Below are 25,131 nucleotides of genomic sequence, written 5' to 3'. Positions count from 1 at the left end.
CGAGCTCAAGAGAAGTATCCGCACGTAAATGCGACGGGCGAATTTGATTAGGGGTGAAATCATGGGAAATACACTTGTGCAAACTCAAATGAACGAAGTGAAAACTTTTTTAGAGACAACTGTAAATGAATTCGAAACGTTTTTAAACACTACCACTTTAAATGATTTGTTGCAAGAACAAGAAGCTGATCCAGCCTATTATAAAAGCATTCTTTCTAATCTTCGCAGACTGCTTGTCTTTTGTGAGGAAGGATTGGACGCGTGTAATATCATCCTGAAAAATGAACCTTTTTCCAAACAAGCTGCAGAAAAGAGTCTATATCGAATCTACCATCAATGCATTGATGAGTTCTTTTCTCCAAAAAGTGACACATGGTTTGAGGACAGTCGTTCGGCATACACCGGTCATCATTCCATTAAATTTAGGGCTGATATACCCGAAAAGATCAAGAGAGTGTTCCGAGATTTAGAAAGTTCTTTCCAAAAAATTCGTGAAGAACTTGAATATTACGAAACAAACTATAGAACAAAAATGCTTCAAACCAAATAAGAATTCCTACAAAAAAGTGATCGAATTTTCGGTGGCTTTTTTTGTTCCGCCTTTCTTCAGTAGTCAAGCAATTATCGCGTTTTTCATCCATATGATAGTAATGGATGAAAATTTGACAACGGGGGCCTAAACGATGACTGCCAATCAGAAATATCTTAATCATGTAGTGAAATGGAATGAAGAGGTGATTGACTTTTTAAAAGCTGAAAAAGTAGAGGAAGATGAGAATATTTATTTGCGAGTACACGATTTTTCGGAGCAATTATTAAAGGTAACAGATGAAGATGTGACGACTGCGGAGTTATCAGTCATCGAAAAGGAAGCGGTGGAGCTTCATCACGAAATTCAGGAATATTTTAAAAATCGCCAAAGCAATGGAACTATTTTTCTGAATGAAACCTATATTGGAGCTGGAAAACATCAGTTACCCCCATTACCTTATGAATACAACGCTCTAGAGCCTTATATTTCAGAGGAAATTATGAAATTACATCATCAAAAACATCACCAGTCCTATGTTGATGGTTTAAATAAAGCGGAAACCAACCTTGAAATGGCAAGAAAAGCCGGTGATTTTTCCCTAGTAAAACATTGGTCAAGAGAACTGGCTTTCCATGGTTCAGGGCATTATTTGCATACCATTTTTTGGAATAATATGAGACCAAATGGCGGAGGGCAACCGAGTCGGATTTTATTAAGAGAAATGGATAAGTATTTTGGCAGCTTTGAAGCTTTTAAGAAACATTTTTCTGAGGCTGCGAAAGCGGTTGAAGGTGTTGGGTGGGCAATCCTTGTATGGTCCCCACGTTCCCGTCACTTAGAAATTCTTCAATCTGAAAGGCATATGCTTCTAACCCAATGGGACACCATTCCTTTGCTCGCCCTGGATGTTTGGGAACACGCTTACTATTTGCAATACAAAAATAATAGAGCTCAATACGTAGATAATTGGTGGAATCTTGTAAATTGGAAAGATGTAGAGGAGCGCTTTTTAAAGGCTAGACAAATAAAATGGAAACCATTTTAATCCATGGATCGAACTGGATTTCACAAGAAAAAGAACTCAATGTATCTAAAAAGATGATTGAGTTCTTTTTGTCATAATGGGACAAGTGTGGCATAAACTTGTACAAACCGATAAAGGAGAAGAGGGATAATCGAATGAAGCTTTTCAGGTACTTATTGATTTTCTCATTAATCACTTCATCCGTCTTACTGTATGCTCCCTTTAAAGCATTAGGCTCTGCCTCGGTTAGTGCAAGCAGTGCTATTTTAATGGAACAACAGTCAGGCAGGATTTTATACGAAAAAGATGCTCATCAGAAAAAGAGAATCGCAAGCATCACGAAAATTATGACGGCCATTTTGGCAATTGAGTCAGGAAAATTAGATGAAACGGTAAAAGTAAGTAACAATGCGGTCGGCACAGAAGGTTCATCCATATATTTAAAACCTGGTGAGAAGATTAAGCTAGAGGATCTTGTGTATGGTCTCATGCTTCGCTCTGGAAATGATGCTGCTGTGGCGATTGCAGAACATGTCGGTGGAAGTTTGGATGGATTTGTTTTTTTAATGAATCAAAAGGCGGAAGAAATCGGAATGGAAAATACTCATTTTGCAAACCCTCATGGATTAGATGATCATGAAAATCATTACTCAACAGCGTATGATATGGCATTACTTACCCAATATGCGATGGGAAATGATACATATAAGAAAATATCAGGAACTAAAGTTCATCGAGCGCCTGACCCATCTGGGGATTGGGATCGTGTCTGGAAAAATAAAAACCGATTATTAACAGGTTTGTATGAGTATACAACAGGTGGTAAAACAGGATACACAAAACGAGCAAAAAGAACGCTTGTTACAACGGCTTCAAAAGAAAATCTTGATTTAATTGCCGTGACCTTAAATGGTCCTGATGATTGGAATGATCATATTAATATGTATGAGCATGGTTTTAATCACTATACATTAGTAACCATCATGAAAGAAGGAACGCTCAAAAAAATCGATGATCCTTTTTACAAAAACAAAGTATATGTAGATCATGATATTGTTTATCCTGTCACAGATAAAGAACGTGAATTATTTCAAATTAAAATCACCTTACAAAAGCCAAAAGAAGAATGGCGGGATAAAGACAATGAACCAGATCTAGTTGGAAAAGCGGCGATTTATTTGGATGATAAACCGTTAAGAGAAGTTCCTCTCTATTATAAACAGTCTGTACAACAGGAAGAAGAATCGTTTTTCGAGAATGTTAAAAATATGCTATCTCTACATTTAGGTGTTCAAGAATGATTAACATTATTTGGGTATTATTAAGCGTAATTGGAATCGTATTTGCGATGTTTAATGGAACGATGGAGGAAGTAAATGAAGCCGTTTTTAAAGGTGCACAAGAGGCGGTAACCCTTTGTATCGGGCTCATTAGTGTATTAGTTTTTTGGCTTGGAATGATGAAAATCGCTGAACACGCTGGATTACTGGACAAACTTTCTAAGCTTTTCCGTCCACTAGTCAAACGTCTTTTTCCTGAAGTCCCGAATCAACATCCAGCAATGGGCTATATCTTATCGAATATGATGGCAAATTTATTTGGGCTTGGAAATGCAGCTACACCACTTGGAATAAAAGCAATGGAACAACTGAAGGAATTAAATGGTGGCAAAAATGAAGCAAGCCGTTCAATGATTACATTCCTCGTGATTAATACAGCCAGTGTGACTCTCATTCCGACAACTGTTATTGCGATACGAATGAATTATAATGCCACGTCCCCTACAGATATTGTAGGTCCGACATTAATAGCTACCTGTTTATCCGCCTTTGTAGCGGTCGTCATTGATCGCTTATTCTATTATCGAAGATCCCGAAAACGTAAAGGGTGATAGGATTGGGAATTGTTTCGATTATTTCTTTATGGTTTATTCCTGTTCTAATTGGGTTTATCTTACTATATGGAACATTTAAAAGAGTACCGACGTATGAAAGTTTTGTTGAGGGAGGGAAAGAAGGAATCAAAATAGCCATCTCTATTATTCCTTTTCTGATTGGGATGTTAGTGGCTATTTCCATCTTTCGCGCGTCAGGAGCACTTGACTTTTTTATGAATTTAATAAGGCCATTAATGGAAGCCGTCGGAATTCCAACAGAAATTATTCCGCTTTCAATTATTCGCCCCTTATCAGGAACAGCAGCACTCGGGATGACCAGTGATTTAATTGCGACACATGGACCGGATTCTTATATTGGTCGTATAGCTGCTGTATTACAAGGAAGTACAGATACGACTTTTTATATCTTGACTGTCTATTTTGGTGCAGTTGGCATCAAAAAAATGGGGGATGCATTAAAAGTAGGATTACTAGCCGATTTTTTTGGTATTATTATTGCGATTGTGATTGTTTCACTTGTATGGTAAAAAACACGGGAACAAGTACTCTGATTTTTTGAATCGAGCATAGTTCCCGTGTTTTTTTTATTTTGAAAAACGACTAGAATATGGCATAATTCAAGTTGATACAAATAAGGAAGCTAAATTAGAGGTGGCTAAATAGATGGAAAGACTTCAAAAGGTGATTGCGCATGCAGGTATTGCTTCAAGAAGGAAAGCAGAAGCATTGATTCTTGAAGGAAAAGTGAAGGTAAATGGGAAAGTGGTAAAAGAGTTAGGGGTTAAAGTTTCAAACACAGATAGGGTAGAGGTTGAAGGAGTTCCACTTGAAAAAGAACAGCCCGTTTATTTTCTTTTTTATAAACCACGGGGAGTGATCTCCAGTGTAAGTGATGAAAAAGGACGTAAAACCGTAATGGATTTTTTTCCACAGATAAAGGAACGAATTTATCCAGTCGGTCGTCTTGATTATGATACATCAGGTTTACTTTTATTAACGAATGATGGGGAATTTGCCAATTTATTGATGCATCCACGGAATGAAATCGAAAAAGAATATATTGCCAAAGTGAAAGGTATTCCGCTTAGAGAAAATTTAAGATCCCTTGAAAAAGGAATGATGCTTGAAGATGGAAAAACGGCTCCTGCTCGAACAAAAGTGATATCAGTCGATAAAAAGAAAGGCACCGCAATTGTCCAATTAACCATTCATGAAGGTAAAAATCGTCAAGTTAGGAGAATGTTTGAGGCCATTGGACATCCAGTATTAAAACTTCGTAGAGAAAGATATGCCTTTTTAACATTACGAGGATTAAAAGCAGGGGAGACGCGTGAACTTACAGGTCATGAAGTGAAACAACTTCGATTTTTAGCAGAGAGCAATTAGAAATTTTATGATTATTTTAGCAAAAAACTAATACAGAGATGTTAATAATGATATAATATTGGAATAGTAAATATTTTCTAAAAAGTCGTGTGATAGATCATCATGAAATCCTAATGGTGATCTAACATTCGAGTATAAGGTACACGGGGGGAGAGGCCATGATGAAGAAGCGACGATTATGGATTAGAACGATAATTTTAAGTGTGTTGGTTTTAGCCGTTGGTTATTCATTGTACGCTAATTTCACAAAAGATAAAGTACAAAAAGTGGCGATTGGTGAAATGGCACCTGACTTTGTATTAGTCGATTTAAATGGTCAAAAACATCAACTATCAGATTATGAAGGGCAAGGGGTATTTTTAAACTTTTGGGGGACTTTTTGTAAGCCTTGTGAAGAAGAATTTCCTTATATAGACAATCAATACCAGCATTTTAAGGATAAAGGGGTACAAGTATTGGCTGTGGATGTAGGAGAAACAGAATTTGCTGTACGACAATTTGTAGAACGGCATAAGTTAACTTTTCCAGTTGTAATTGATCAAGGAGATGTACAGGCTGCTTATGGAATTAATCCGTTGCCGATTACCTTTTTAATCGATAAAAACGGTACGGTCATTAAGTCGCATACGGGTCAGTTAACAGAGGCAATGGTCCATGATTTTATGAAGCAAATTCAACCATAGCTTAAGGGGAGTTATCAATGAATGAAGTGAAATGCGAATGTGGCCATGTAAACCCACATGGAACGATTCTTTGTGAAGCATGCGGAAATATATTAAATGAGAATGATAAAGATCAAAAATTAGTAGACATGAGATACGAAGGTAGTGCCCGACGTTCTCAAACGTATAACAAGACGCTTGTCGACAAAATTTGGAATTTTTTCTCTTCTGTAAAAATTGGCGTTATTTTGATTGTTATTACATTAATTACATCCGCTTTAGGTACGATTTTGCCGCAAGAAATGTATATTCCGCCGCTAATCCCACCATCAGAATTTTATCGAGAACAATATGGGTGGTTCGGTCAATTATATTATGAACTCGGATTTCATAATTTATACAGTTCATGGTGGTATTTATTAATGATTGCATCAATTGGGGTATCCCTAGTCATTTGTAGCTTGGATCGTGTTATTCCATTACACAGAGCATTGAAAAAACAAAAAGTTACAAGAAATGAAGGTTTTTTGAAAAGACAACGTTATTTTAGTGAGACAAAAGTAGAACTTACTGATGAAAAATATCATAGTTTGAAAGAAAAATTAAAAACAAAGCGGTACCGTATTCGGGAGGAAAATGGAAATATTCTCGCTGAAAAGGGTCGTTTTTCAAGATGGGGTCCCTATGTCAATCATATTGGATTAATCATCTTTTTAATCGGGGCTATGCTTCGATTTGTGCCTGGAATGTATGTTGATAAAGTACTATGGGTTCGTGAAGGAGAAACAAAACTGATCCCAGAAACAAATGGAGAATATTATTTAGAAAATAAACAGTTTATTCTTGAAACTTATGATAGTGAAAAAGATGGAGAGGTTTTTGCAGAAGCCATTGATCGAGCAGGAGCAGTCGCCAAAAATTATCAGTCCAATGTTACGCTTTATAAGAAGGAAGGAAACACCCTTCCAGGTGAGGAGCCGGAGTTAGAAAAGGTAAAGGATGGCGAAATTAAAGTAAACGAACCATTAAAGTTTGAAGACTATGCTCTTTACCAAACGGAATTTAAATTGAATGAACTAAGTAAGATGACGTTTGCTTTAAGTCATAAGGAAAGTGCTGAAGAGTATGGGACTTTAACAATTGATTTAAATAACCCTAAAACAGAATATCGTTTATCAGATGGTTATGAAGTTGAGATGCTAAGTTATTTTCCCGATTTTGAGTTTAATGAGGATGGGGAGCCTTCTACTAAATCAAAGATTCCGAATAATCCGGGTTTTATCTTTAAAATGTTTACGCCAGATAAACCAGAAGGCGAAATTAGTTTTGTTGCAATCAGGCAAACGATTGAACCAAGTGGTGATAATCAATACAAAATGACCTTTAAGGGTGTTGAAACGAAAAATGTTTCAGGTCTTACTGTTCGTAAAGATTTAACTCTATGGATTTTAGCGCTTGGTGGAGCTATTTTTATGATTGGAGTCTGTCAAGGGTCATTCTGGTATCACAGACGTATATGGATTTATCGCAAGAACGATGAAGTATGGATCGCAGCGCATACCAATAAAAATTGGTACGGATTAAATCAGGAAATATCTTTTGTGTTAGAAGGTACGGGAATAAACGAACCAGTCGATCAATTAGATACAGCCAGACAAGGATAGGGGGAGTTAGGTTGGCGAGCCTAAGTAGTAATTTATTATTTACAGCATTTATACTCTATTTAGTTGCTACTCTCTTTTTTGGAGGAGCCATTAAAGATAAAAGATCTACACAAGAATCGAAGAAAATGAATAAATGGTCTAAATTGGCCATCAGTATTACGATTATTGGATTTCTTGCCCAATTAGGTTATTTTATAACGCGCTGGATCGCTGCAGGACATGCACCTGTCAGTAATCTATTTGAGTTTACGACCTTTTTTGGAATGTGTTTAGTTGGGGTCTTTATTGCCATCTTTTTTGTGTACAAAACCTCACTATTAGGTCTGTTTACACTACCGGTTGCCATTTTAATTATTGCTTATGCTAGCATGTTTCCAAGAGACATTTCTCCACTTATTCCAGCATTACAAAGTCATTGGCTGCAGATTCATGTAATCACAGCGGCTTTAGGGGAAGCGATTTTAGCGATTAGTTTCGCAGCAGGACTGATTTACCTAATTAAGTCCATCGATCAGTCGAAAAAAAGCAAAAAAACATTTTGGTTGGAAACGATTATGTTTGGATTAATTTGTGTTGTTGGTTTTATCGTAGCTACTAGCACCTTTTCAGGATTAAATTATGGGACAAGCTTCAACTGGATTGATAAAAATGGAGTAGAATCAGAGTTTGAATATACAATGCCAGCCCTGATTGGTCCGCATGAAGGGGAACAACTAACAACCGACAAACTCTCACCTTTTATTGATGTGCCTGCGATCATCAATGCAAAAAAACTAAACACAGTTATTTGGTCTATGTTCATGGGTACCATTCTCTATTTACTCGTCCGCATACTGGCAAGAAAGAGATTAGGGGAGCTTCTGCAGCCGCTTGTTAAAAATATAAATTTAAATTTAGTAGATGAAATTAGTTATCGAGCTGTGTTAATTGGATTTCCAGTCTTTACTTTAGGGGCCTTAATATTTGCGATGATTTGGGCTCAGATTGCATGGACAAGGTTTTGGGGTTGGGATCCAAAAGAAGTCTGGGCTTTAATTACATGGTTGTTTTATGCAGCCTTCTTACATTTAAGACTATCGAAAGGATGGCATGGAGAAAAATCGGCATGGCTAGCCGTTATTGGCTTTGTGATTATTATGTTTAATTTAGTAGCCGTTAACTTGGTCATTGCTGGGCTTCATTCATATGCTTAATACGTTTTTGCGCAACGATTGCTGGCCTTCCTATCATTGTGAAGGCCTTTTTATGGTAAAATAGTTGGAAAGGGATAGCAAAAATCCGGTCCTTTTTGTACAATAGATGTGCTAGGAGGGTATCTTTTGGATAAAAATATTAAAATATTAGTTGTAGATGATGAAGAAAGAATTCGACGTTTATTAAAAATGTATTTAGAAAGAGAAGAGTATGAAATTGAAGAAGCAGAAGATGGGAACGAAGCACTTACAAAAGCGCTTGCAAATGATTATGATGTCATCTTGCTTGACTTAATGATGCCTGGTAAGGATGGAATTGAAGTATGTAGGGAATTAAGAGAGAAAAAATCGACACCAGTCATCATGTTAACGGCCAAGGGTGAAGAAGTAAATCGAGTCCAAGGCTTTGAAGTGGGTACAGATGATTACATTGTCAAGCCATTTAGTCCGAGAGAAGTTGTATTACGTGTCAAAGCATTGCTTAGACGATCGTCACAAACCACAACATTTGTTCAAGCTGAACCACAATCAAAGGATGTTATTGTGTTCCCTCATTTAACGATTGATAATGATGCGCACCGTGTGTTAGCAGATGGTCAGGAAGTCAGCTTAACTCCAAAAGAATATGAGTTATTATTCTTCTTAGCTAAATCACCTGATAAGGTATATGATCGTGAACAGTTATTAAAAGAAGTATGGCACTATGAATTCTTTGGAGACTTGAGAACAGTCGATACACATGTTAAGCGCTTGCGTGAAAAGTTAAATAAAGTATCAGAACAAGCAGCCAAAATGATTATTACCGTCTGGGGTGTTGGTTACAAATTTGAGGTAATAAATGAATGAAATTTTGGCGTAGTGTAGTTGTTAAGCTTTGGGCAACGATCCTTTTACTTGTTTCGTTTGTACTGTTTTTTGTATCGATTATGACGATGCAGTTTTTACAAAACTATACAGCCTCAGAAAATGAAAAGAACTTAAAAGCACAAGCGGAAAAAATTGCGGAAATCTTTGAAACTCATGAATTAGATAGTGCACTAGAAATCTCTTGGGAATTAATCAATCAGGTCACAGGTCTGACCATTGTACTAAGTCCTACTGAATCTTACACAGCTCCCTATGAGGGGAAAACCCTTAAAATTCCTTTATCTTACTTTTTAGAGGATAAAAGCCTATCGCAAGTTTTGGAAAAGCAAGAACCTACAAGAGTGGTTACTTCATTTTCAGAGCAACATACAGGGGAGAGCCCCTTACAATATATTATTATTGGGGTACCTTTGACTGGAAAAGATGGTCAAAATGGGGCTGTCTATATTTATCAATCGGTTGAAGTAGTAGAGGAAATGGCCCGTGAAACAACAGAATATATTTTGTTAGCTGCGGGTATTGCGATTATTCTTACGACTTTCTTTGCTTTCTTCTTATCTACTCGAATTAATGCTCCGCTTCGAAAAATGAAACAAGCGGCTTTTGAAGTGGCTAGAGGAAAGTTCGATACAAAGGTTCCGATTGTAACAAATGATGAAATCGGTGAACTAGCGACAGCCTTTAATCAAATGGGGCGGCAATTGAAGTTTAATTTGAATGCATTAAGTCAAGAAAAAGAGTTATTGTCTAGTATTTTAAGTGGTATGGCAGATGGTGTTATTACATTTAACCGTGATGGGACGATTTTGATGACCAATCCACCAGCTGAATTATTTTTACAAAATTGGTATTCTGAAAAGAGAAACCAGCAAAATCCTGCTGCAGAGGTTCCAACAAAAGTCATGGAATTATTTCAACAAGCTGTAAATACGGAAAAAGAGCAAATGGGAGAAATCTCTCTAGGGGGACATTACTGGGGCATTATTGTCAGCCCATTGTATAGTCATCAAAGCATCCGTGGAGCGGTTGCAGTTGTCAGAGATATGACTGAGGAACGCAAACTAGATAAAATGAGATCTGACTTTATTGCCAATGTATCACATGAATTACGTACACCTATTGCGATGATGCAGGGGTACAGTGAAGCAATTGTAGATGACATTGCTCAAACAGATGAAGAGAAAAAAGATATGGCAAAAGTAATCTATGATGAATCATTAAGAATGGGTCGGTTAGTTAATGAGTTACTTGATTTAGCAAAAATGGAATCTGGTCATTTTAATTTGACGATCGATGAGGTTGAGCTCGAACCATTTTTAAGTCGAATTCATCGGAAGTTCCAAGGGTTAGCAAAGGAAAAAAATATATCGTTACAGTTTAAACGTGAGAGTAATGAACAGTTCTTTTCATTTGATTCTGATCGAATCGAGCAAGTATTAACGAATTTAGTTGATAATGCAATCCGACATACAGGAGATGGTGGAACTGTATCCATACATGAGCGAAGGGATGATAGAGGTATCTTAATTGAGGTAGAGGATAATGGGGCCGGAATTCCTGATGAGGATCTGCCATTCGTTTTTGAACGGTTTTATAAAGCGGATAAGGCGAGAACACGTGGGAAATCAGGCACAGGTCTTGGACTGGCTATCGCAAAGAATATTATAGAAGCTCATAATGGCTTTATTACTGTTCACAGCAAGCAAGGACAAGGTACGACATTTTCCTTCTTGTTACCAAGAAATATGCAGTAACTTGCCGACATATCTTGATTCACAAGAAACAATGACTTTTAAAAAAAGGAGGGTGAATATCCTTCTTTTTTTTATGAATCAGATTTGTTTTTTACTTTGTTCTAATTTGGGACAGGCATTCATAGTGTGAAATGGGAGATTAAATAAGGAGGATTTGATGGAAGTGAGAGATTACATAAGAAGGTTTTTAATTGCTGGGGCAATGGGCTTTTGTGTAAGTTTATTATTTTTAGGCATTTAACTTCATTTAGCAGGAAGTTGTGGGACTTCTCCTAAATAATAGTTAAGCCCTGATTCTTATTTTTAAAGGTAATTTATCGAGCAGGACCAAAGGACTGATAAGATGTCCGAGTTACCCGAAAGCAACAGGTCATCGGCTTTGAAGCGTGATAATAATCCGCGCGTAAAATCGATAAGCGAGTATGATACTTTTGACATATCTTTGGACAAACTGTTACGAAATTGGTACAGATATTTTATTACTAAATCATTTCGAGTTTTTCTTCTTCACAGAAATAGGACCTTTATGTATAATAGAGATATAAAAACAAATACGATCTATCTTCGGGGCAGGGTGAAATTCCCGACCGACGGTGTTGAAACTTAGGTTTCTAAGCCCGTGAGCCTTTTATAAGGCAGGATTTGGTGAGATTCCAAAGCCGACAGTACAGTCTGGATGGGAGAAGATGGAGGTTTGGCAACATTCAAAAAATAAACATGTTTGAATGTTTATTAAATCTGCCTTCTAACATTCTCCCTCAAGTTAAGATCTTGAGGGTTTTTTATTTAGGATGTTTAAAAGGTTGCCTAGCTAAACCTTCTTTCTACGGAACCGATGGATCCTAGTAAAGGAGAAGAGAAACATGAAAAGAAACAAAATTAGAGTAATGGTGTCGATTGCAATGTTAAGTAGTATTGCGTATGTATTAATGCTTTTAAATTTTCCAATACCACCATTTCCGAGCTTTTTGAAAATTGATTTTAGTGATCTACCTGCTTTAATTGGAGCATTAGTTTTTGGTCCGATGGCGGGGATCATTATCGAGTTATTAAAGAATATTCTTGATTACTTTATGACAGGAAGCGAAACAGGTATTCCAGTAGGACATTTTGCTAACTTTGTATCAGGAATCATCTTTATTTTACCAACTTACTATATTTATAATAAAATTAAAACCAAAAAAGGCATGACCTTTGGCTTAATTATCGGATCATTCCTAATGGCTGTGATCATGAGTGTCCTTAATTATTTTGTCTTGCTTCCAGCCTATACATTTTTCCTTAATATGCCAGCAATGAGTGGTCCGGAAATTCGTTCCTATATTGTTGCAGGGGTATTGCCTTTTAACATAATCAAAGGTATTGTGATGTCACTTGTGTTCCTGTTACTTTTCTCAAAAATGGGAACTTGGATTCAAAAGCAACAATCTTCGTACAAAATGAGTCATTAATATAAAATAAAAAGCACCTGTTAGGTGCTTTTTATTTTATATACTGTATTAAAGGTTTGTTTTTTTTAGATTATTGTTGATTCAAGTGTGAAGTACGATGACTTCTTGGGGAGAAGCGATACAAGCGAAACACCTCAAACGTGAAATGTCAGGGCGGTCAGCCGTAGCTGAGGGGAAATGAAGTGCCTGAAACGGTAAATACCTAAGTGTTACAGAGCCACTAAGATAATATTTTAATTAAAAAGTCAGGCACAATTGTGCCTGACTTTTTAATTTTAAAGTTTCCTAGAAGAAGGACTATTCAAATTTTAAAGCGTCGCCGTCAAATGGTTCTTCAGCGATTTTAATTGAATCTGTAGGACAGCCTTCAAATGCATCCATCATGTCGTCAATTAAAACATCTGGAATTTCAACTGTTCCTTGGTTTTCGTCTAATGTTACGAAAGCGATGCCATCATCATCGTAATCATAAATATCTGGTGCTGCTGCTCCACAAGCACCACAAGCGATGCAAGTTTCTTTGTCTACAATTGTATATTTTGCCATTGAAAAAAACCTCCTGAGTATATATGCTTTATTTTTATCGTTTTTACGATGTTTGAACGATAAACTCATTTCTTAATCTCTATTTTAAAACGGTATCGATAACTTTTCAATAGAAAAAATATTTTGATAAACAATTTTAAGTATTTATAAGCAAAAAAAATAATAAAACAGTTATGAAAACCCTTTCATTTTGGCGTTTCATGATATGATAGAAACAGGTTTTGCTTATTAGAGTTCATTTTTAAAATAGTATTCAAAATGGAATGGTGATAAAGTGGAATTCACATTTTTACAAATGCTCGTTTTATATTGTTTACAAAAATTAAAGGGCGAACGCACCATTTTCTCCATTTTCCATTTATTACATGGAAAACAATCTTCGCAAACAATTCAAGATGCCTATTTGTTTCATCTTACAGCTTTTTTTAATACGTTCCCCGCCCTTAGTAGAAACGATTTAGAAAAGATCATCACGCTTTTTACAGCAAATGGATGGGTGCAAATGATTTCGGACGATTCATATATTCTAACTGAAGAAGGGAATAAGTTTTTGATAGAAAAGGTGAATGAAATGCCTATTCCCAAACATCTGGATGGAATGAATATTCAAAAACAAAGTATTCTTTTTTGGGAAAGGTTAACACTTTTGGTCCAAGTGGTCTCGTATCTTCAAAAACATGATTCTCGATATATACCGATTCAAAAAAGTCCAGAAACCATTTTCTCGATAAAAACTTTTTTAAAACAAAATACATTAGACAGAGATACTTTAAGTGTTAGCTTATATAATGAATTCATCTCCTGTTTAGATGAGGAACCGTCCATTAATCCTGATTTGTTGGTCGTCCGTTTAAGCGGGTATCATTCAGTTGGTTTAACGGTTGAGCAAGCAGCTCAAACCTTTCGTTTAGAAGTTACACATTATTATTACGAATTTATCAATATTCTTCACTATATGGTGAATCGAATTGAACATGACCGTGAACGCTATCCGATTTTGAGCTGTTTGATTGAGCCATCTCAAAGTATAAATCTTACTCAATCCACAGAAAAAACATTAGATTTATTAAGTAAAGGGTATTCGGTTTCAGCAATAATGGAGATTCGGCATTTGAAAAAAGGTACGATTGAAGACCATATCGTTGAATTGGCTTTAAAAAATAAAAACTTTTCTATTGACCCCTTTGTTACGCAAGAAAAACAAAATCAAATTATACAAGTGGCTAATGGGTTGAATACAAAGCAACTCAAAATGATTCGAAATCGAATTGAAGGAGCCACTTATTTTGAAATTAGACTAGTATTAGCAAAATATGGAGATCAATTATGTTAGAAAATGAGTTAAAGCGGTATTTTAACTATGATTCTTTTCGTCCAGGACAAAAAGAAGTTATTTCGTCAGTTCTAGAAGGTCAACATACCATTGCGATGTTACCTACAGGAACAGGTAAATCTCTTTGTTATCAACTTTCAGGATATTTATTAAATGGACCAGTTCTCGTTGTTTCGCCATTGTTATCTTTAATGCAAGATCAAGTCGAACAAATGAGGATGAACGGTGAAAAAAGGGTAGTGGCTATTAATTCTTTCTTATCTGGGGATGAAAGGAAAAGAACTCTTGCTAATTTAAAGCATTATAAATTTATATTTATCTCACCAGAAACATTAACAAATACAAGACTGATGGAGCAGATCCAACGATTAAAGATATCCCTTTTTGTTATAGACGAGGCCCACTGTATTTCTCAATGGGGCTATGATTTTCGTCCAGACTATATGAAACTCGGTGAAGTAAGAAAGAATTTAGGTGATCCCCTAACGTTAGCTTTAACAGCTACAGCAACTAAAGAGGTCCTGCGTGATATCATTCAATCGCTACGTTTAGAACAGTATCAGCAAATTATTTTCTCTGTAGATCGACCAAATATTGCTATATCTGTTACTCATATTGAGAGTTATCGAGAAAAATGGGACTGTTTGTACAGATATGTTCAAACTTTAAAGGGTGCAGGGATTATCTATTTTTCAAGTAAAAAGGTTGCGGAGCAGGCTGCAAAGCTCTTGCAAGAGAAAGGAATAGGGAGAGTAGCTGCTTATCATGGTGGGATGGATCAAGAATCCCGCATTTTGATTCAACAGCAGTTTCTCATGAATCAGCTTGATATTATTTGTGCTACAAGCGCTTTTGGGATGGGAGTGAATAAGGAGAATATAAGATATGTCATTCATTTTCACATGCCCGGGCAAATGGAATCTTATTTACAAGAAATTGGACGTGCTGGTAGGGATGGGAAATCGAGCGTGGCTATTTTATTATATTCACCAGGGGACGAACAACTAGCCTATCAATTATCAGAAGCAGAAATTCCCTCGGAACAGCAATTCGATTGGTTGGCTAAAATGGTTAATGATCGTAGTGAAGGTTGGACGAACGAACCAGAAACACTTCAACAAATGGGAGGATTTACGGACACAAGCTGGAGAATGATAGCTGAAATTCTCTTCAAATCAAGTCTCAATAAATCAATGATTTTAGCGAATCTATTAGAATATAAACAACATTGTGAGTCAAGGCGCAAAGTGAAGCAGGAGAAAATAGCCTTTATGACTCGCTGGGTATTTTCGAAAACATGTAGAAGAAAGCAAATTTTACAATACTTTCAAGAAAAATGGGAACGAGAGGATTCTGATTCTTGTTGTGATCAATGTGGATTTGATCCGTTGACACTACATTATGTTGAAGAAAAAGAAGAGGGAAAAAAAGTCGAAATTAGTTGGAAACAGAGACTCGCTGATATATTATTAAACTAATAGAGTGTTCTTAATCCTTAGAAAAATGGATTATTCATTCGGAACAAGCCGAGAAGAAACTCTAGCGCTATGAAAATAGTTGATTCTTCACTTCGCATTAAAGAATAAATTAGTGAGTGTAAAAATGAGAAAAAATGATCGTGAATTATTAAAAACAATATCTGACAAGGAATTACTTCACTCCTTATATCTAACCCAGTTATTAATTGTCATCATCTCTATCATTCTTGGAATTTTTTTATTTAACGATTTTGATGATTTTGTTGAACTGTTTGTATGGGATTTTAAACAAATCCTGTTATGGGGTGGCATTGCAGGAGTGACTGTATTTCTATTTGATCTAACTTTAATGAAGGTTCTTCCGCCAAATTATTATGATGATGGCGGTTTGAATGAACGAATTTTTCAAGGTCGTTCTATTTTTCAAATTGCATGGATTGCAGCGCTTGTATCGATAGCGGAGGAAATCTTATTCCGAGGAGTTATCCAAACCCATGTTGGACTGGTGATTTCGAGCATGATCTTTGCGGTAGTCCACTTTCGCTATCTATTTAATTGGTATTTATTTTTAAATGTAATAGGACTTAGCTTTCTAATTGGCTTTATTTATGGGCAGACCGAAAATCTCCTCGTGACGATTTTTATGCACTTTTTAATTGATTTTCTACTTGGCTGTGCCATTACATTTAATTTTCCAAAAAAAGAACAAAAGAAGGGATTATAAATGAATAAAGAACGCCCTTACAGAGATCAAGCAGAAAGGCTTAGACAAAAATTAGATAAAAGCAGCTTTGAAAAGGGGCAAATTGTTGAAAGAGAAGAATTACCCCCTAGAAGTCGTGTGCACCAAAAAAATAGGAAAAAAAATAAGTGGAAACTTAAATATCCAATCATTCGATTACTCGTTTTATTTTTTATTTTATTACCTATTACGATTTTTAGTATTTATTCCTCTCTTTTGAAAGAGCCTGTTGGTAACGTTAAAGAAACATTTGGAGAAACCTCAAGTGGTTTTGAAGTGATTGATATTGAATCATCCGAACCCCAAGAAGATATAAGACAGGAAGAACAGGACCCGAATAGAGGAAATCAAGATGATACTTCAGAGATTGAAATAGAGGAGGGTCAAAGTCAATCCAATGACTCTGATCGTTCTTCTATTACAATTGATTCGATTGTGAATGAAACAAAGTCTGAAACGAATGATATTATTCATCATAAAGTCAAACCGGGTGAAACCATCTATCGAATTTCGCTGAAATACTATCATTCTAAAGCTGGGATTGAAACAATTAAAAGGGCAAATCAATTAATGGACAATAGAATCATTTCAGGTCAGGTATTAATTATCCCATTAACAAAGTAAACTCGGCGAATTGCTGAGTTTTTTTATTAGATTGGTTTCTAGCTCCTAGTGGACTTTACGATTATGTCAACATCGATTCGCTCTATCGACTAAAAATTGTAACATACTATGGCGAACGTCGATGTCAGTGCGTCCTGTGCAAGGCAGTCCATACGGAATTAAGCAAGACGCTTGCGCTTTCTTTTTCGTCATACTTTTGAGGACAAGTTCATAAATTGGAGGTAAGGGAGGGATGCGAATGGAGTCTCCGATTATGATGCTTGATGAAAAAACCGACCAAGCTACAAGGAAGATGTTACAAAAGGTTGTAGAGAGAAAACGAAAATTTGACAAATTAACCTTTTGGCATTTAATCATCATGTGGAGTGCGATTTTGGTTTCCTTTGGATATTTTCTATATTTATACTATAATATCTTTCAACCTTATTCCTATTCATTTGCAACGGTTTTTTCAGTATATATTCAGGATTCTAAACATCTGTATATGCTAATGGTGGTCATAGGTTTATTTGGATTAATGAATGTGTATCGGCAAAAACGGGATAAAGCAGAAAAGGAATTTCATTTATTACGATGTGAAATCATTGATAAAAGTAAAGATTTATGGAGTAAAGAGGATGAGTGGAAAAATCGCCATATTGTTTTTGAAATGATGAAAAAAAACTATGATATCAATTTATATCATGAAAACAAATAATAGCTCCCTTACTCTTATTTGTTCTCACATGGTATAATGAAACGAAACTTCCATCAGAGGGAAAAGAATATCCCCTACTGATGGAAGTTTCGCTTTATTATCACGACATAACAAGTAATAGACCCCTACCTCAAGATTAACAGCAAGAATCATTCAGGATACTTAAAACGCCTACAGCAGTGTCTGTGTAACCAGTCGCATGCTTCCTGTTGGTCTAAACTAACCATCAGTGATAAAAAAACACCGATAGAAGTTTCACTTAATCGTTGGAGGAATAAGAATGGAAATAATGATCATATTTTTTACAGTTTGTATTGTGTCTGCTATTGGTTTGCTTTTCTATATGTATAAGTTGGCATTTGAAGATCGGGTCGTCTACCATACACTTGAATTTCCATCCTTTTCACCAAGTTTTGGAACGATCCATCTATTCTTTATTTCAGATATCCATCGTCGAAGGATCTCTGATTCGATTATTGAAGAGGTGAAGGGAAAGGTTGATGTCGTCATCATTGGCGGCGATCTACTTGAAAAAGGAGTACCGCTAGATAGAGTGGAGGAGAATATTCTTAAATTAAAAACGTTAGGGCCTGTGTTGTTTGTGTGGGGAAATAATGACTACGAAATGGACGCACAAGTATTAGATGCCATGCTCCATAATCTTGACGTAAAAGTATTAGCGAATCGATCGATTCTTTTTCAATCAGATGCCGGAGACCCGCTTTACGTAATTGGATTGGATGAATTAAGTTTAGAAAGGGATCATCTTGAAACAGCAATGGAAGGAATCGAACCCAATAGTTTTAAAATATTAGTTTGCCATAATCCAGAAATCAGCAGGAAAATCGAACCTCAGTATGGAATTAATTTATTGCTGTCAGGGCATACACATGGAGGACAAATCCGATTCTTTGGTTTTGGTCCATATGAAAAAGGTCGGATAAAGCGAGAGAAAGAATTAACCATCTTAATAAGTAATGGATATGGTACTACAGGGGTCCCACTTCGATTAGGTGCAAAGTCTGAAATTCACTATATTTCGATCAAGCACCGCTCTAGATGATCGTTTTTGTTACATATACTAGGGTTTTTATGATTCACCAATCTAGCTTTTTTTCATAAACTAAATAAAGAGTTTGTTCACAGTAGGGGGCATCATTATGCGCTTAGAACGATTGAATTATAATAAAATTAAAATATTCCTTACTCTGGATGATTTGTTTGACAGAGGGTTGACGAAAGAGGATATCGAGAAAGATTCATTAAAGTGGCATCAACTTTTTCATGATATGCTTGAAGAAGCGAGTGAAACGTTTAAAGTAGACATAAATGGCTCGGTGGCAGTGGAGATTTTCTCCATGCAAGCACAAGGAATGGTTATGATTGTTACGATGGAAGAACAAGAAGACGATCTGTTTAATGATCAATTTATTGATATGTCGATCACAGTGGAAGGAAATGTGGAGATTTTATTTGAAATTGAGGATTTTGAAGATGTTATTCAACTCTCGAAACGACTTGCTTCTATTGGTTTTTCGGGAGGAACGATTTACGCCATGAATCATGCTTATTATTTTTTGATTGATAATGTCTGTCATGATATCCAAAATCAAATTGCGGCAATCATGGCTGAGTATGGTAATCCATCCTTTATCAGTATCCATGTTTTAGAAGAATATGGAACCACAGTCACAAAGGATAAAGCCGTAAGTGAATTGATGACTTATTTTTGGTAATCCCATCACCTATATTGAAACTTTATTCAAAAACTTCTATCATAAAAGGATAGGAGTTTTTTGCTGTGTTAACTGGTTTGTTGATTTCTGTTTCAGGCACTTAGCTTTCCGCTCAGCTATGCCTGAGTCACCAAGACATTTCGTGTATACGGTGTCATGCCTGTTTTGCTTCTTCTGTCTTGTGACATCCAATACAATCAGCTGTAGTTCCAAAATGAACATGAACACTAAACACGTCTATCTTTTTATTTAAAAATTAAGATATGTCGAATCAACAACAAAGTTTATAAAAAGTATTATTAATCAGGGGGAAATACATATGAAACAAGAAGAAGTCATTATTGTCGGCGGTGGTCCATGCGGACTTGCAGCTGCAATTGCATTACAAGAGGTTGGAATTAATCCACTTGTCATTGAAAAGGGAAATATAGTAAATGCTATCTATCATTATCCAACACATCAAACTTTTTTTAGTTCAAGTGATAAGCTTGAAATTGGCGATGTTGCATTTATAACAGAAACACGAAAAGCCAATCGTAGTCAAGCACTCGCATATTACCGAGAAGTAGTCGTCAGAAAAAATATACGCGTAAATGCATTTGAAAAGGTTCTTGGAGTTCAAAAAGAAGGATCCCAGTTTTTGATTAAAACAGATAAAGAAGAATATATAGCGGGCGATATTGTCCTAGCTACCGGTTATTATGATCAACCAAATTTAATGGATGTTCCAGGAGAAGACTTACCAAAAGTCTTTCATTACTTTAAAGAGGCACATCCTTATTTCGATAAAGATGTAGTCGTAGTCGGCTTAAAGAATTCTGGTGTAGATACAACATTGGAATTGGTTAAAGCAGGAGCTCGTGTAACCGTCTTATATCGCGGCTATGAGTACTCTCCAAAAATAAAACCATGGATCTTGCCTGAATTTGAAGGGCATGTTCGTAATGAGCGCATTAAGATGGAATGGGGAGCTGTCGTTAAGGAAATCACGGAAGACTCTGTTGTTTATGTGAAAGAAGGAGAAGAATTTAAAATTGATAATGATTTTGTTTTTGCGATGACTGGATACCATCCTGATAAAGGATTTTTGGAAAAAATAGGTATAAATATTGATGAATTAACAGGTAGACCTGTTTATGATGAGGAAACAATGGAAACAAATGTGGAAGGAATCTATATTGCAGGCGTATTAGCAGCTGGTAATGAGGCAAATGAGATATTTATTGAAAATGGACGATTTCATGGCGGAAAAATTGCAACATCAATCTCTAATAAGAAATTAAAGGGTGGAACAATTTGAGAAAAAAAGTTGCTCTTATTACGACGGGCGGAACCATCGCAAGTAAAGAAATTTCAAAAGGATTGTTAAATTCAGGGGCCTTGACAGGAAGTGAATTGGCGGATTTATGTCAATTACCTGATGATATAGAAGTAAAAGTTGTAGATGTGATGCAAAAGCCAAGTATGCATATTGATTTTGATTCTATGCTTGAAATACGTGAAGCGATTCTAACGCAATTAAAAGATCCTTCCATCTGTGGTATTGTGTTAACACATGGAACCGATACATTAGAAGAAACAGCTTATTTTTTAGATTTAACGATCAATGACAAAAGACCGATTGTTGTTACTGGTTCACAACGTTCCCCGCAAGACGTAGGAACGGATGTCTACTCAAATATGCGTAACTCAATCTATGTAGCGGTAAATAACATCGTAAATGATATAGGTGTTGTGGTGGTATTTAATGAAAGAATTTATTCGGCGAAGTACGTAAAAAAAGTACATGCTTCTAATGTACAAGGATTCGAATCCTTTGGATATGGTTATTTAGGTATCATTGATAATGATCATGTTAGTATTTATCAAAAGCCCGTTTCTAAGGATTTCTACAATATTAAAAACCAAATTCCACGTGTAGATATTGTGAAGTGTTATAGTAGTGCAGATGGGGTTTTTATTGATGCTGCTGTTAGCGCTGGAGCAAAAGGCATTGTATTAGAAGGTGTAGGTCGGGGACAAGTTTCCCCTTATATGATGGATTCGATCAAAAAAGCCATAGAAAAAGAGATTGTTTTGGTGGTCACGACAAGTGCAGAAGAAGGAAAGGTCTATCCATCTTATGGTTATTATGGCAGCACCTTTGATCTGCAACAAAATGGTGTGCTTTTAGGTGAAGACTATGATAGCAAAAAAGCAAGAATCAAATTGGCAGTATTATTAGCATCTAGTCATGAAGTAAAACAAACTGATTTTTGACAAGGATCAACAGTAACGAAATAGAAAAATTATCCATTTTCATTACATACATAACATGGTAGGATTAAAGTAAATTGTTTGAAAAGAGGACGGCGAATGCTGGGAATTCTGTCAGCCGGAATAGCACCTGGTTTGGCGTTGCTATGTTATTTTTATCTAAAAGATCAATTTGGAGTAGAACCGATCGCTTTAGTGATTAGAACTTTTTTCTTTGGTGCTTTAATTGTGTTTCCAATCATGTTTATTCAATATGTATTAGAAACAGAAAATATCTTTAATTCAAATATGGCAGATGCTTTTTTATCGACTAGTTTACTGGAAGAATTTTTTAAATGGTTTCTAGTTTATTACATAGCATATCTGCATTTTCACTTTGATGAGCCGTATGATGGAATTGTCTATGGAGCTTCTGTTTCTCTTGGATTTGCGACTACAGAAAATATTTTGTATTTGATTGGAAACGGGCTGGAATTTGCTATAGGGCGAGCGCTATTGCCTGTATCAAGCCATGCTATGTTCGGTGTGATTATGGGCTATTATTTAGGAAAGGCTAAATTTTCTTCCACTGTTAAAGGGAAATGGCTTTTTCTCTCTTTATTTATTCCATTTTTATTACATGGAATTTATGATTATATTCTTTATATGCAAACCACTTGGATCTATATCATGCTACCATTTATGATTTTCCTATGGTGGTTGGGCTTACGCAAAGTAAAAAAAGCACATACGTTAAGTGCGCAACACTTAGAAGAAATTAAGACCCTACACTCTTAGAGTGGGGGGTTTTTGTTGTTTCAAACTTATAAATTAAATTTATTTTGCATAATTGAACCAGTTGTGACAAAAAATACGGTTAATGTGAAAATGATTTACAACTGGGGGTAGTAAACCATGAAAGGAAAAATTTTTTTCTCGGCACTAATCATCATTTTCTCTATTTCTTTATGTTTCATTCCAGAAAGAGATCAAGTAGATGCCTTTTCAAATCAAGTCATCCAACAAGGTGCAGTTGGTGAAGATGTGATTGAACTTCAATCTCGTCTTCAATATCTAGGATTTTATAATGGAAATATTGACGGGGTGTTTGGTTGGAGGACGTATTGGGCGTTACGGAATTTTCAGTATGAATTTGGTATGAAAGTAGATGGCTTAGCGGGATCTAAAACAAAAGAAAAACTCGTTAAGGCTTCAAAATACAATGAACAACATGTAAAAGAAAATATTAATAAGGGGAATAAGTTCACCCATTACGGTGGAACAGATTTAGATAAGCAGTCTGCTCCAAAAAAACAAACACCAGCAAAACAACAAACACCAGCAAAACAACCAGCAAAACAACAAACACCTACGGAACAACAAAAGCAGCCACAAGCCTCACCACAGCCAAAGGCAGGAGCGGGGCAAAAACAGGGAAATCAACAAGGGCAGAAAGCACAACAAGGGAATCAGGCTAACCAAACTCAACAAGCACCACAACAAGCGCCTAAAGGTCCGACTGCTACAAATGTTCCAAATGGTTTTTCGCAAAATGATATTCAACTAATGGCTAATGCGGTATATGGTGAAGCAAGAGGTGAACCATATATTGGTCAAGTAGCGGTTGCAGCAGTTATCTTGAATCGCGTTGAAAGTGCTACATTCCCAAATACAGTTTCAGGAGTTATCTTTGAGCCAAGAGCCTTCACAGCTGTTGCTGACGGACAAATTTGGCTGACACCAAATGAAACGGCGAAAAAAGCAGTATTAGATGCCATTAATGGCTGGGATCCAACGGGCGAAGCGGTATATTATTTTAATCCTGATACAGCAACAAGTGGTTGGATTTGGGGTAGACCACAAATTAAACAAATTGGGAAACATATATTCTGTAAATAAAAGAGGTGAGGTACATTGTTTAGAGGAATTTTAATTGGCGTTTTATCATTAGCGGTTGCGGGAACAGCTCTATGGGGCTATCAAGAACATCGAGAAAAAAATGCTGTATTGATTAACGCAGAAAATAACTATCAAAGGGCTTTCCATGAATTAACCTATCAAATTGATTTATTACATGACAAGATCGGTACAACTCTCGCAATGAATTCTCGTCAATCTCTTTCACCAACTTTAGCAGAGGTCTGGAGAATTACCTCTGCTGCACATAATGATGTAGGACAATTGCCATTAACGCTTTTACCATTTAATAAAACCGAAGAGTTTCTTGCTCAAGTTGGGGATTTCAGTTATCGGACGGCTGTACGTGATTTAGACAAAGATCCATTAACCGATAAAGAGTACGCAACGTTAAAAAAATTATATGGACAATCAAAGGAAATCCAAGATGAACTAAGAAATGTGCAACATGTAGCAATGAAAAATAACTTAAGATGGATGGATGTAGAACTGGCCCTGGCTACAGGCAAGGAACAAGCAGACAATACCATTATTGACGGTTTCAAAACTGTGGAAAAAACAGTTGAAGGGTATGCTGCCGACACCGATCTTGGTCCTGCATTTGTAAATATGAAAGTGAACGATAATAGTTATAATCATTTAAAAGGCAAGGAAATTACTAAGGAAGAGGCCATACAAAAAGCTAAAAAGTACATCGGATTAGGAAATGAGGCAAAAGTACAAGTTACCGAGAATGGAAAAGGTTCAGATTTTGGGTTTTATAGCATCTCTTTTGAAGATAAAAAGACGAATCAAATCGCCAATATGGATATGACCAAAAAAGGTGGGCATCCGCTTTGGTATATGGTTTCAAGAGATGTTAAGGATCAAAAAATCAGCCTCAATGATGCTGCAAATAAAGCGGTAAAGTTTTTAACAGAAAATGGATTTAAAGAGCTTGAGGTATTTGAAAGTGCACAATATGATAATTTGGGAGTCTTCACAATTATTAAATCAATGGATGGAGTAAGAATTTATCCTAAATCTATAACAGTTAAAGTAGCGTTAGATAATGGTCAAATTGTTGGTTTCACAAATGAGGATTATTTAAAATCGGTTACATCAGAAACCGAAATTCAAAAACCGTCGATTACAATTGAAGAAGCTAGAAAGAAAATTAATCCGCAAGTGAAAGTGATGGAAGAACGTCAAGCGGTCATTATCAATGATTTAAATGATGCTGTATTATGCTATGAATTCATGGGAATACTTGACAATGATACGTATCGAATTTTTATCAATGCAGAAACAGGTCATGAAGAAAAAGTAGAAAAAATGAAAAATGCAGAGCCTATTTATCAAGATTTAGTGTAAAGAGTAGGCTGTGTTAAAGGTTGAAGGTAGACTCTTGCTT

The 25,131-nt window shown here is 36.0% G+C and carries 25 protein-coding genes and 1 riboswitch; of the genes, 24 read left to right on the top strand and 1 reads right to left on the bottom strand.

The features are described from left to right. The first annotated feature begins 61 nt into the window (after positions 1 to 61). The 12 genes from Q5760_RS17915 to Q5760_RS17860 all read left to right on the top strand — a co-directional run bounded on the left by Q5760_RS17915 (position 62) and on the right by Q5760_RS17860 (position 12,430). Positions 62 to 550 (top strand): YpuI family protein, encoded by a 489-nt coding sequence (locus tag Q5760_RS17915; RefSeq protein ID WP_428908979.1) that lies wholly within the window; start codon positions 62 to 64, stop codon positions 548 to 550. A 133-nt stretch (positions 551 to 683) separates the two neighbouring features. After that, positions 684 to 1,577 carry a superoxide dismutase gene (locus Q5760_RS17910; RefSeq protein ID WP_428908978.1) on the top strand — a complete coding sequence of 298 codons (894 nt, stop codon included), beginning with the start codon at positions 684 to 686 and terminating at the stop codon, positions 1,575 to 1,577. Between the two features lie 134 nt (positions 1,578 to 1,711). Continuing rightward, positions 1,712 to 2,857: a D-alanyl-D-alanine carboxypeptidase family protein gene (locus Q5760_RS17905; RefSeq protein ID WP_428908977.1), complete on the top strand. Its 1,146-nt coding sequence runs from the start codon at positions 1,712 to 1,714 to the stop codon at positions 2,855 to 2,857. Further along, on the top strand, positions 2,854 to 3,447 hold the full coding sequence (locus Q5760_RS17900; RefSeq protein ID WP_428908976.1) for a nucleoside recognition domain-containing protein: 594 nt from the start codon (positions 2,854 to 2,856) through the stop codon (positions 3,445 to 3,447). The genes Q5760_RS17905 and Q5760_RS17900 overlap by 4 nt, the downstream gene beginning before the upstream one ends. Before the next feature lie 5 nt (positions 3,448 to 3,452). Beyond that, complete coding sequence (locus Q5760_RS17895) at positions 3,453 to 3,980, top strand: spore maturation protein (RefSeq protein WP_428908975.1); 528 nt, start codon at positions 3,453 to 3,455, stop codon at positions 3,978 to 3,980. Between the two features lie 136 nt (positions 3,981 to 4,116). Beyond that, on the top strand, positions 4,117 to 4,839 hold the full coding sequence (locus Q5760_RS17890; RefSeq protein ID WP_428908974.1) for a pseudouridine synthase: 723 nt from the start codon (positions 4,117 to 4,119) through the stop codon (positions 4,837 to 4,839). A gap of 161 nt (positions 4,840 to 5,000) precedes the next feature. Then, entirely contained in the window at positions 5,001 to 5,522 is a 522-nt protein-coding gene (resA, locus tag Q5760_RS17885) for a thiol-disulfide oxidoreductase ResA (RefSeq protein WP_428908973.1), read from the top strand. 17 nt (positions 5,523 to 5,539) lie between these two features. Continuing rightward, positions 5,540 to 7,165: a cytochrome c biogenesis protein ResB gene (gene resB, locus Q5760_RS17880; protein WP_428908972.1), complete on the top strand. Its 1,626-nt coding sequence runs from the start codon at positions 5,540 to 5,542 to the stop codon at positions 7,163 to 7,165. 11 nt (positions 7,166 to 7,176) lie between these two features. Further along, the gene (gene ccsB / locus Q5760_RS17875; protein ID WP_428908971.1) at positions 7,177 to 8,358 is read left to right on the top strand and encodes a c-type cytochrome biogenesis protein CcsB; all 1,182 of its coding nucleotides are present in this window, start codon (positions 7,177 to 7,179) and stop codon (positions 8,356 to 8,358) included. Positions 8,359 to 8,484: 126 nt separating this feature from the next. Beyond that, positions 8,485 to 9,204, top strand: a complete 720-nt coding sequence (locus Q5760_RS17870; RefSeq protein ID WP_428908970.1) for a response regulator — start codon at positions 8,485 to 8,487, stop codon at positions 9,202 to 9,204. Then, positions 9,201 to 10,979, top strand: coding sequence for an ATP-binding protein (locus tag Q5760_RS17865; RefSeq protein WP_428908969.1), 1,779 nt, complete (start codon positions 9,201 to 9,203; stop codon positions 10,977 to 10,979). Before Q5760_RS17870 ends, Q5760_RS17865 begins: the two co-directional genes overlap by 4 nt. 556 nt (positions 10,980 to 11,535) lie before the next feature. Next, positions 11,536 to 11,671: riboswitch (FMN riboswitch) on the top strand. 171 nt (positions 11,672 to 11,842) lie between these two features. Beyond that, on the top strand, positions 11,843 to 12,430 hold the full coding sequence (locus tag Q5760_RS17860) for an ECF transporter S component (RefSeq protein ID WP_428908968.1): 588 nt from the start codon (positions 11,843 to 11,845) through the stop codon (positions 12,428 to 12,430). 297 nt (positions 12,431 to 12,727) lie between these two features. Here the strand turns inward: Q5760_RS17860 and Q5760_RS17855 are convergent, their stop codons facing one another. Further along, positions 12,728 to 12,976 carry a 4Fe-4S domain-containing protein gene (locus Q5760_RS17855; protein ID WP_428908967.1) on the bottom strand — a complete coding sequence of 83 codons (249 nt, stop codon included), beginning with the start codon at positions 12,974 to 12,976 and terminating at the stop codon, positions 12,728 to 12,730. 295 nt (positions 12,977 to 13,271) lie between these two features. Here Q5760_RS17855 and Q5760_RS17850 point away from each other — a divergent pair, with 295 nt between their 5' ends. The 12 genes from Q5760_RS17850 to ypeB all read left to right on the top strand — a co-directional run bounded on the left by Q5760_RS17850 (position 13,272) and on the right by ypeB (position 25,091). Beyond that, a complete protein-coding gene (locus Q5760_RS17850) occupies positions 13,272 to 14,309 on the top strand; it encodes a helix-turn-helix domain-containing protein (protein ID WP_428908966.1) in 1,038 nt (345 codons plus the stop codon). After that, positions 14,303 to 15,787, top strand: coding sequence for a RecQ family ATP-dependent DNA helicase (locus Q5760_RS17845; protein ID WP_428908965.1), 1,485 nt, complete (start codon positions 14,303 to 14,305; stop codon positions 15,785 to 15,787). Before Q5760_RS17850 ends, Q5760_RS17845 begins: the two co-directional genes overlap by 7 nt. A 124-nt stretch (positions 15,788 to 15,911) precedes the next feature. Next, positions 15,912 to 16,511: a lysostaphin resistance A-like protein gene (locus Q5760_RS17840; RefSeq protein ID WP_428908964.1), complete on the top strand. Its 600-nt coding sequence runs from the start codon at positions 15,912 to 15,914 to the stop codon at positions 16,509 to 16,511. Further along, complete coding sequence (locus Q5760_RS17835) at positions 16,512 to 17,153, top strand: LysM peptidoglycan-binding domain-containing protein (RefSeq protein ID WP_428908963.1); 642 nt, start codon at positions 16,512 to 16,514, stop codon at positions 17,151 to 17,153. It begins immediately after the preceding gene. A gap of 238 nt (positions 17,154 to 17,391) precedes the next feature. After that, positions 17,392 to 17,850: a YpbF family protein gene (locus Q5760_RS17830; RefSeq protein ID WP_428908962.1), complete on the top strand. Its 459-nt coding sequence runs from the start codon at positions 17,392 to 17,394 to the stop codon at positions 17,848 to 17,850. A 280-nt stretch (positions 17,851 to 18,130) separates the two neighbouring features. Then, complete coding sequence (locus Q5760_RS17825) at positions 18,131 to 18,913, top strand: metallophosphoesterase (protein ID WP_428908961.1); 783 nt, start codon at positions 18,131 to 18,133, stop codon at positions 18,911 to 18,913. Positions 18,914 to 19,010: 97 nt separating this feature from the next. Continuing rightward, positions 19,011 to 19,586, top strand: a complete 576-nt coding sequence (locus tag Q5760_RS17820; RefSeq protein ID WP_428908960.1) for a genetic competence negative regulator — start codon at positions 19,011 to 19,013, stop codon at positions 19,584 to 19,586. Positions 19,587 to 19,905: 319 nt separating this feature from the next. Then, positions 19,906 to 20,886, top strand: a complete 981-nt coding sequence (locus Q5760_RS17815; RefSeq protein WP_428908959.1) for a YpdA family putative bacillithiol disulfide reductase — start codon at positions 19,906 to 19,908, stop codon at positions 20,884 to 20,886. Beyond that, positions 20,883 to 21,845 (top strand): asparaginase, encoded by a 963-nt coding sequence (locus Q5760_RS17810; RefSeq protein ID WP_428908958.1) that lies wholly within the window; start codon positions 20,883 to 20,885, stop codon positions 21,843 to 21,845. The genes Q5760_RS17815 and Q5760_RS17810 overlap by 4 nt, the downstream gene beginning before the upstream one ends. A 96-nt stretch (positions 21,846 to 21,941) precedes the next feature. Further along, the gene (prsW, locus tag Q5760_RS17805) at positions 21,942 to 22,619 is read left to right on the top strand and encodes a glutamic-type intramembrane protease PrsW (protein WP_428908957.1); all 678 of its coding nucleotides are present in this window, start codon (positions 21,942 to 21,944) and stop codon (positions 22,617 to 22,619) included. 117 nt (positions 22,620 to 22,736) lie between these two features. Continuing rightward, entirely contained in the window at positions 22,737 to 23,720 is a 984-nt protein-coding gene (gene sleB, locus Q5760_RS17800) for a spore cortex-lytic enzyme (RefSeq protein WP_428908956.1), read from the top strand. A gap of 15 nt (positions 23,721 to 23,735) precedes the next feature. Continuing rightward, positions 23,736 to 25,091 carry a germination protein YpeB gene (ypeB, locus tag Q5760_RS17795; protein WP_428908955.1) on the top strand — a complete coding sequence of 452 codons (1,356 nt, stop codon included), beginning with the start codon at positions 23,736 to 23,738 and terminating at the stop codon, positions 25,089 to 25,091. Positions 25,092 to 25,131: the final 40 nt, after the last annotated feature.

The organism is Niallia sp. Kr1 (assembly GCF_050389805.1).
In the GTDB taxonomy this organism is placed as follows: Bacteria; Bacillota; Bacilli; order Bacillales; family Cytobacillaceae; genus Bacillus_BD.
Note: the sequence above shows the minus strand (reverse complement) of the source record. Positions and strands in the feature narration are given on the sequence as shown.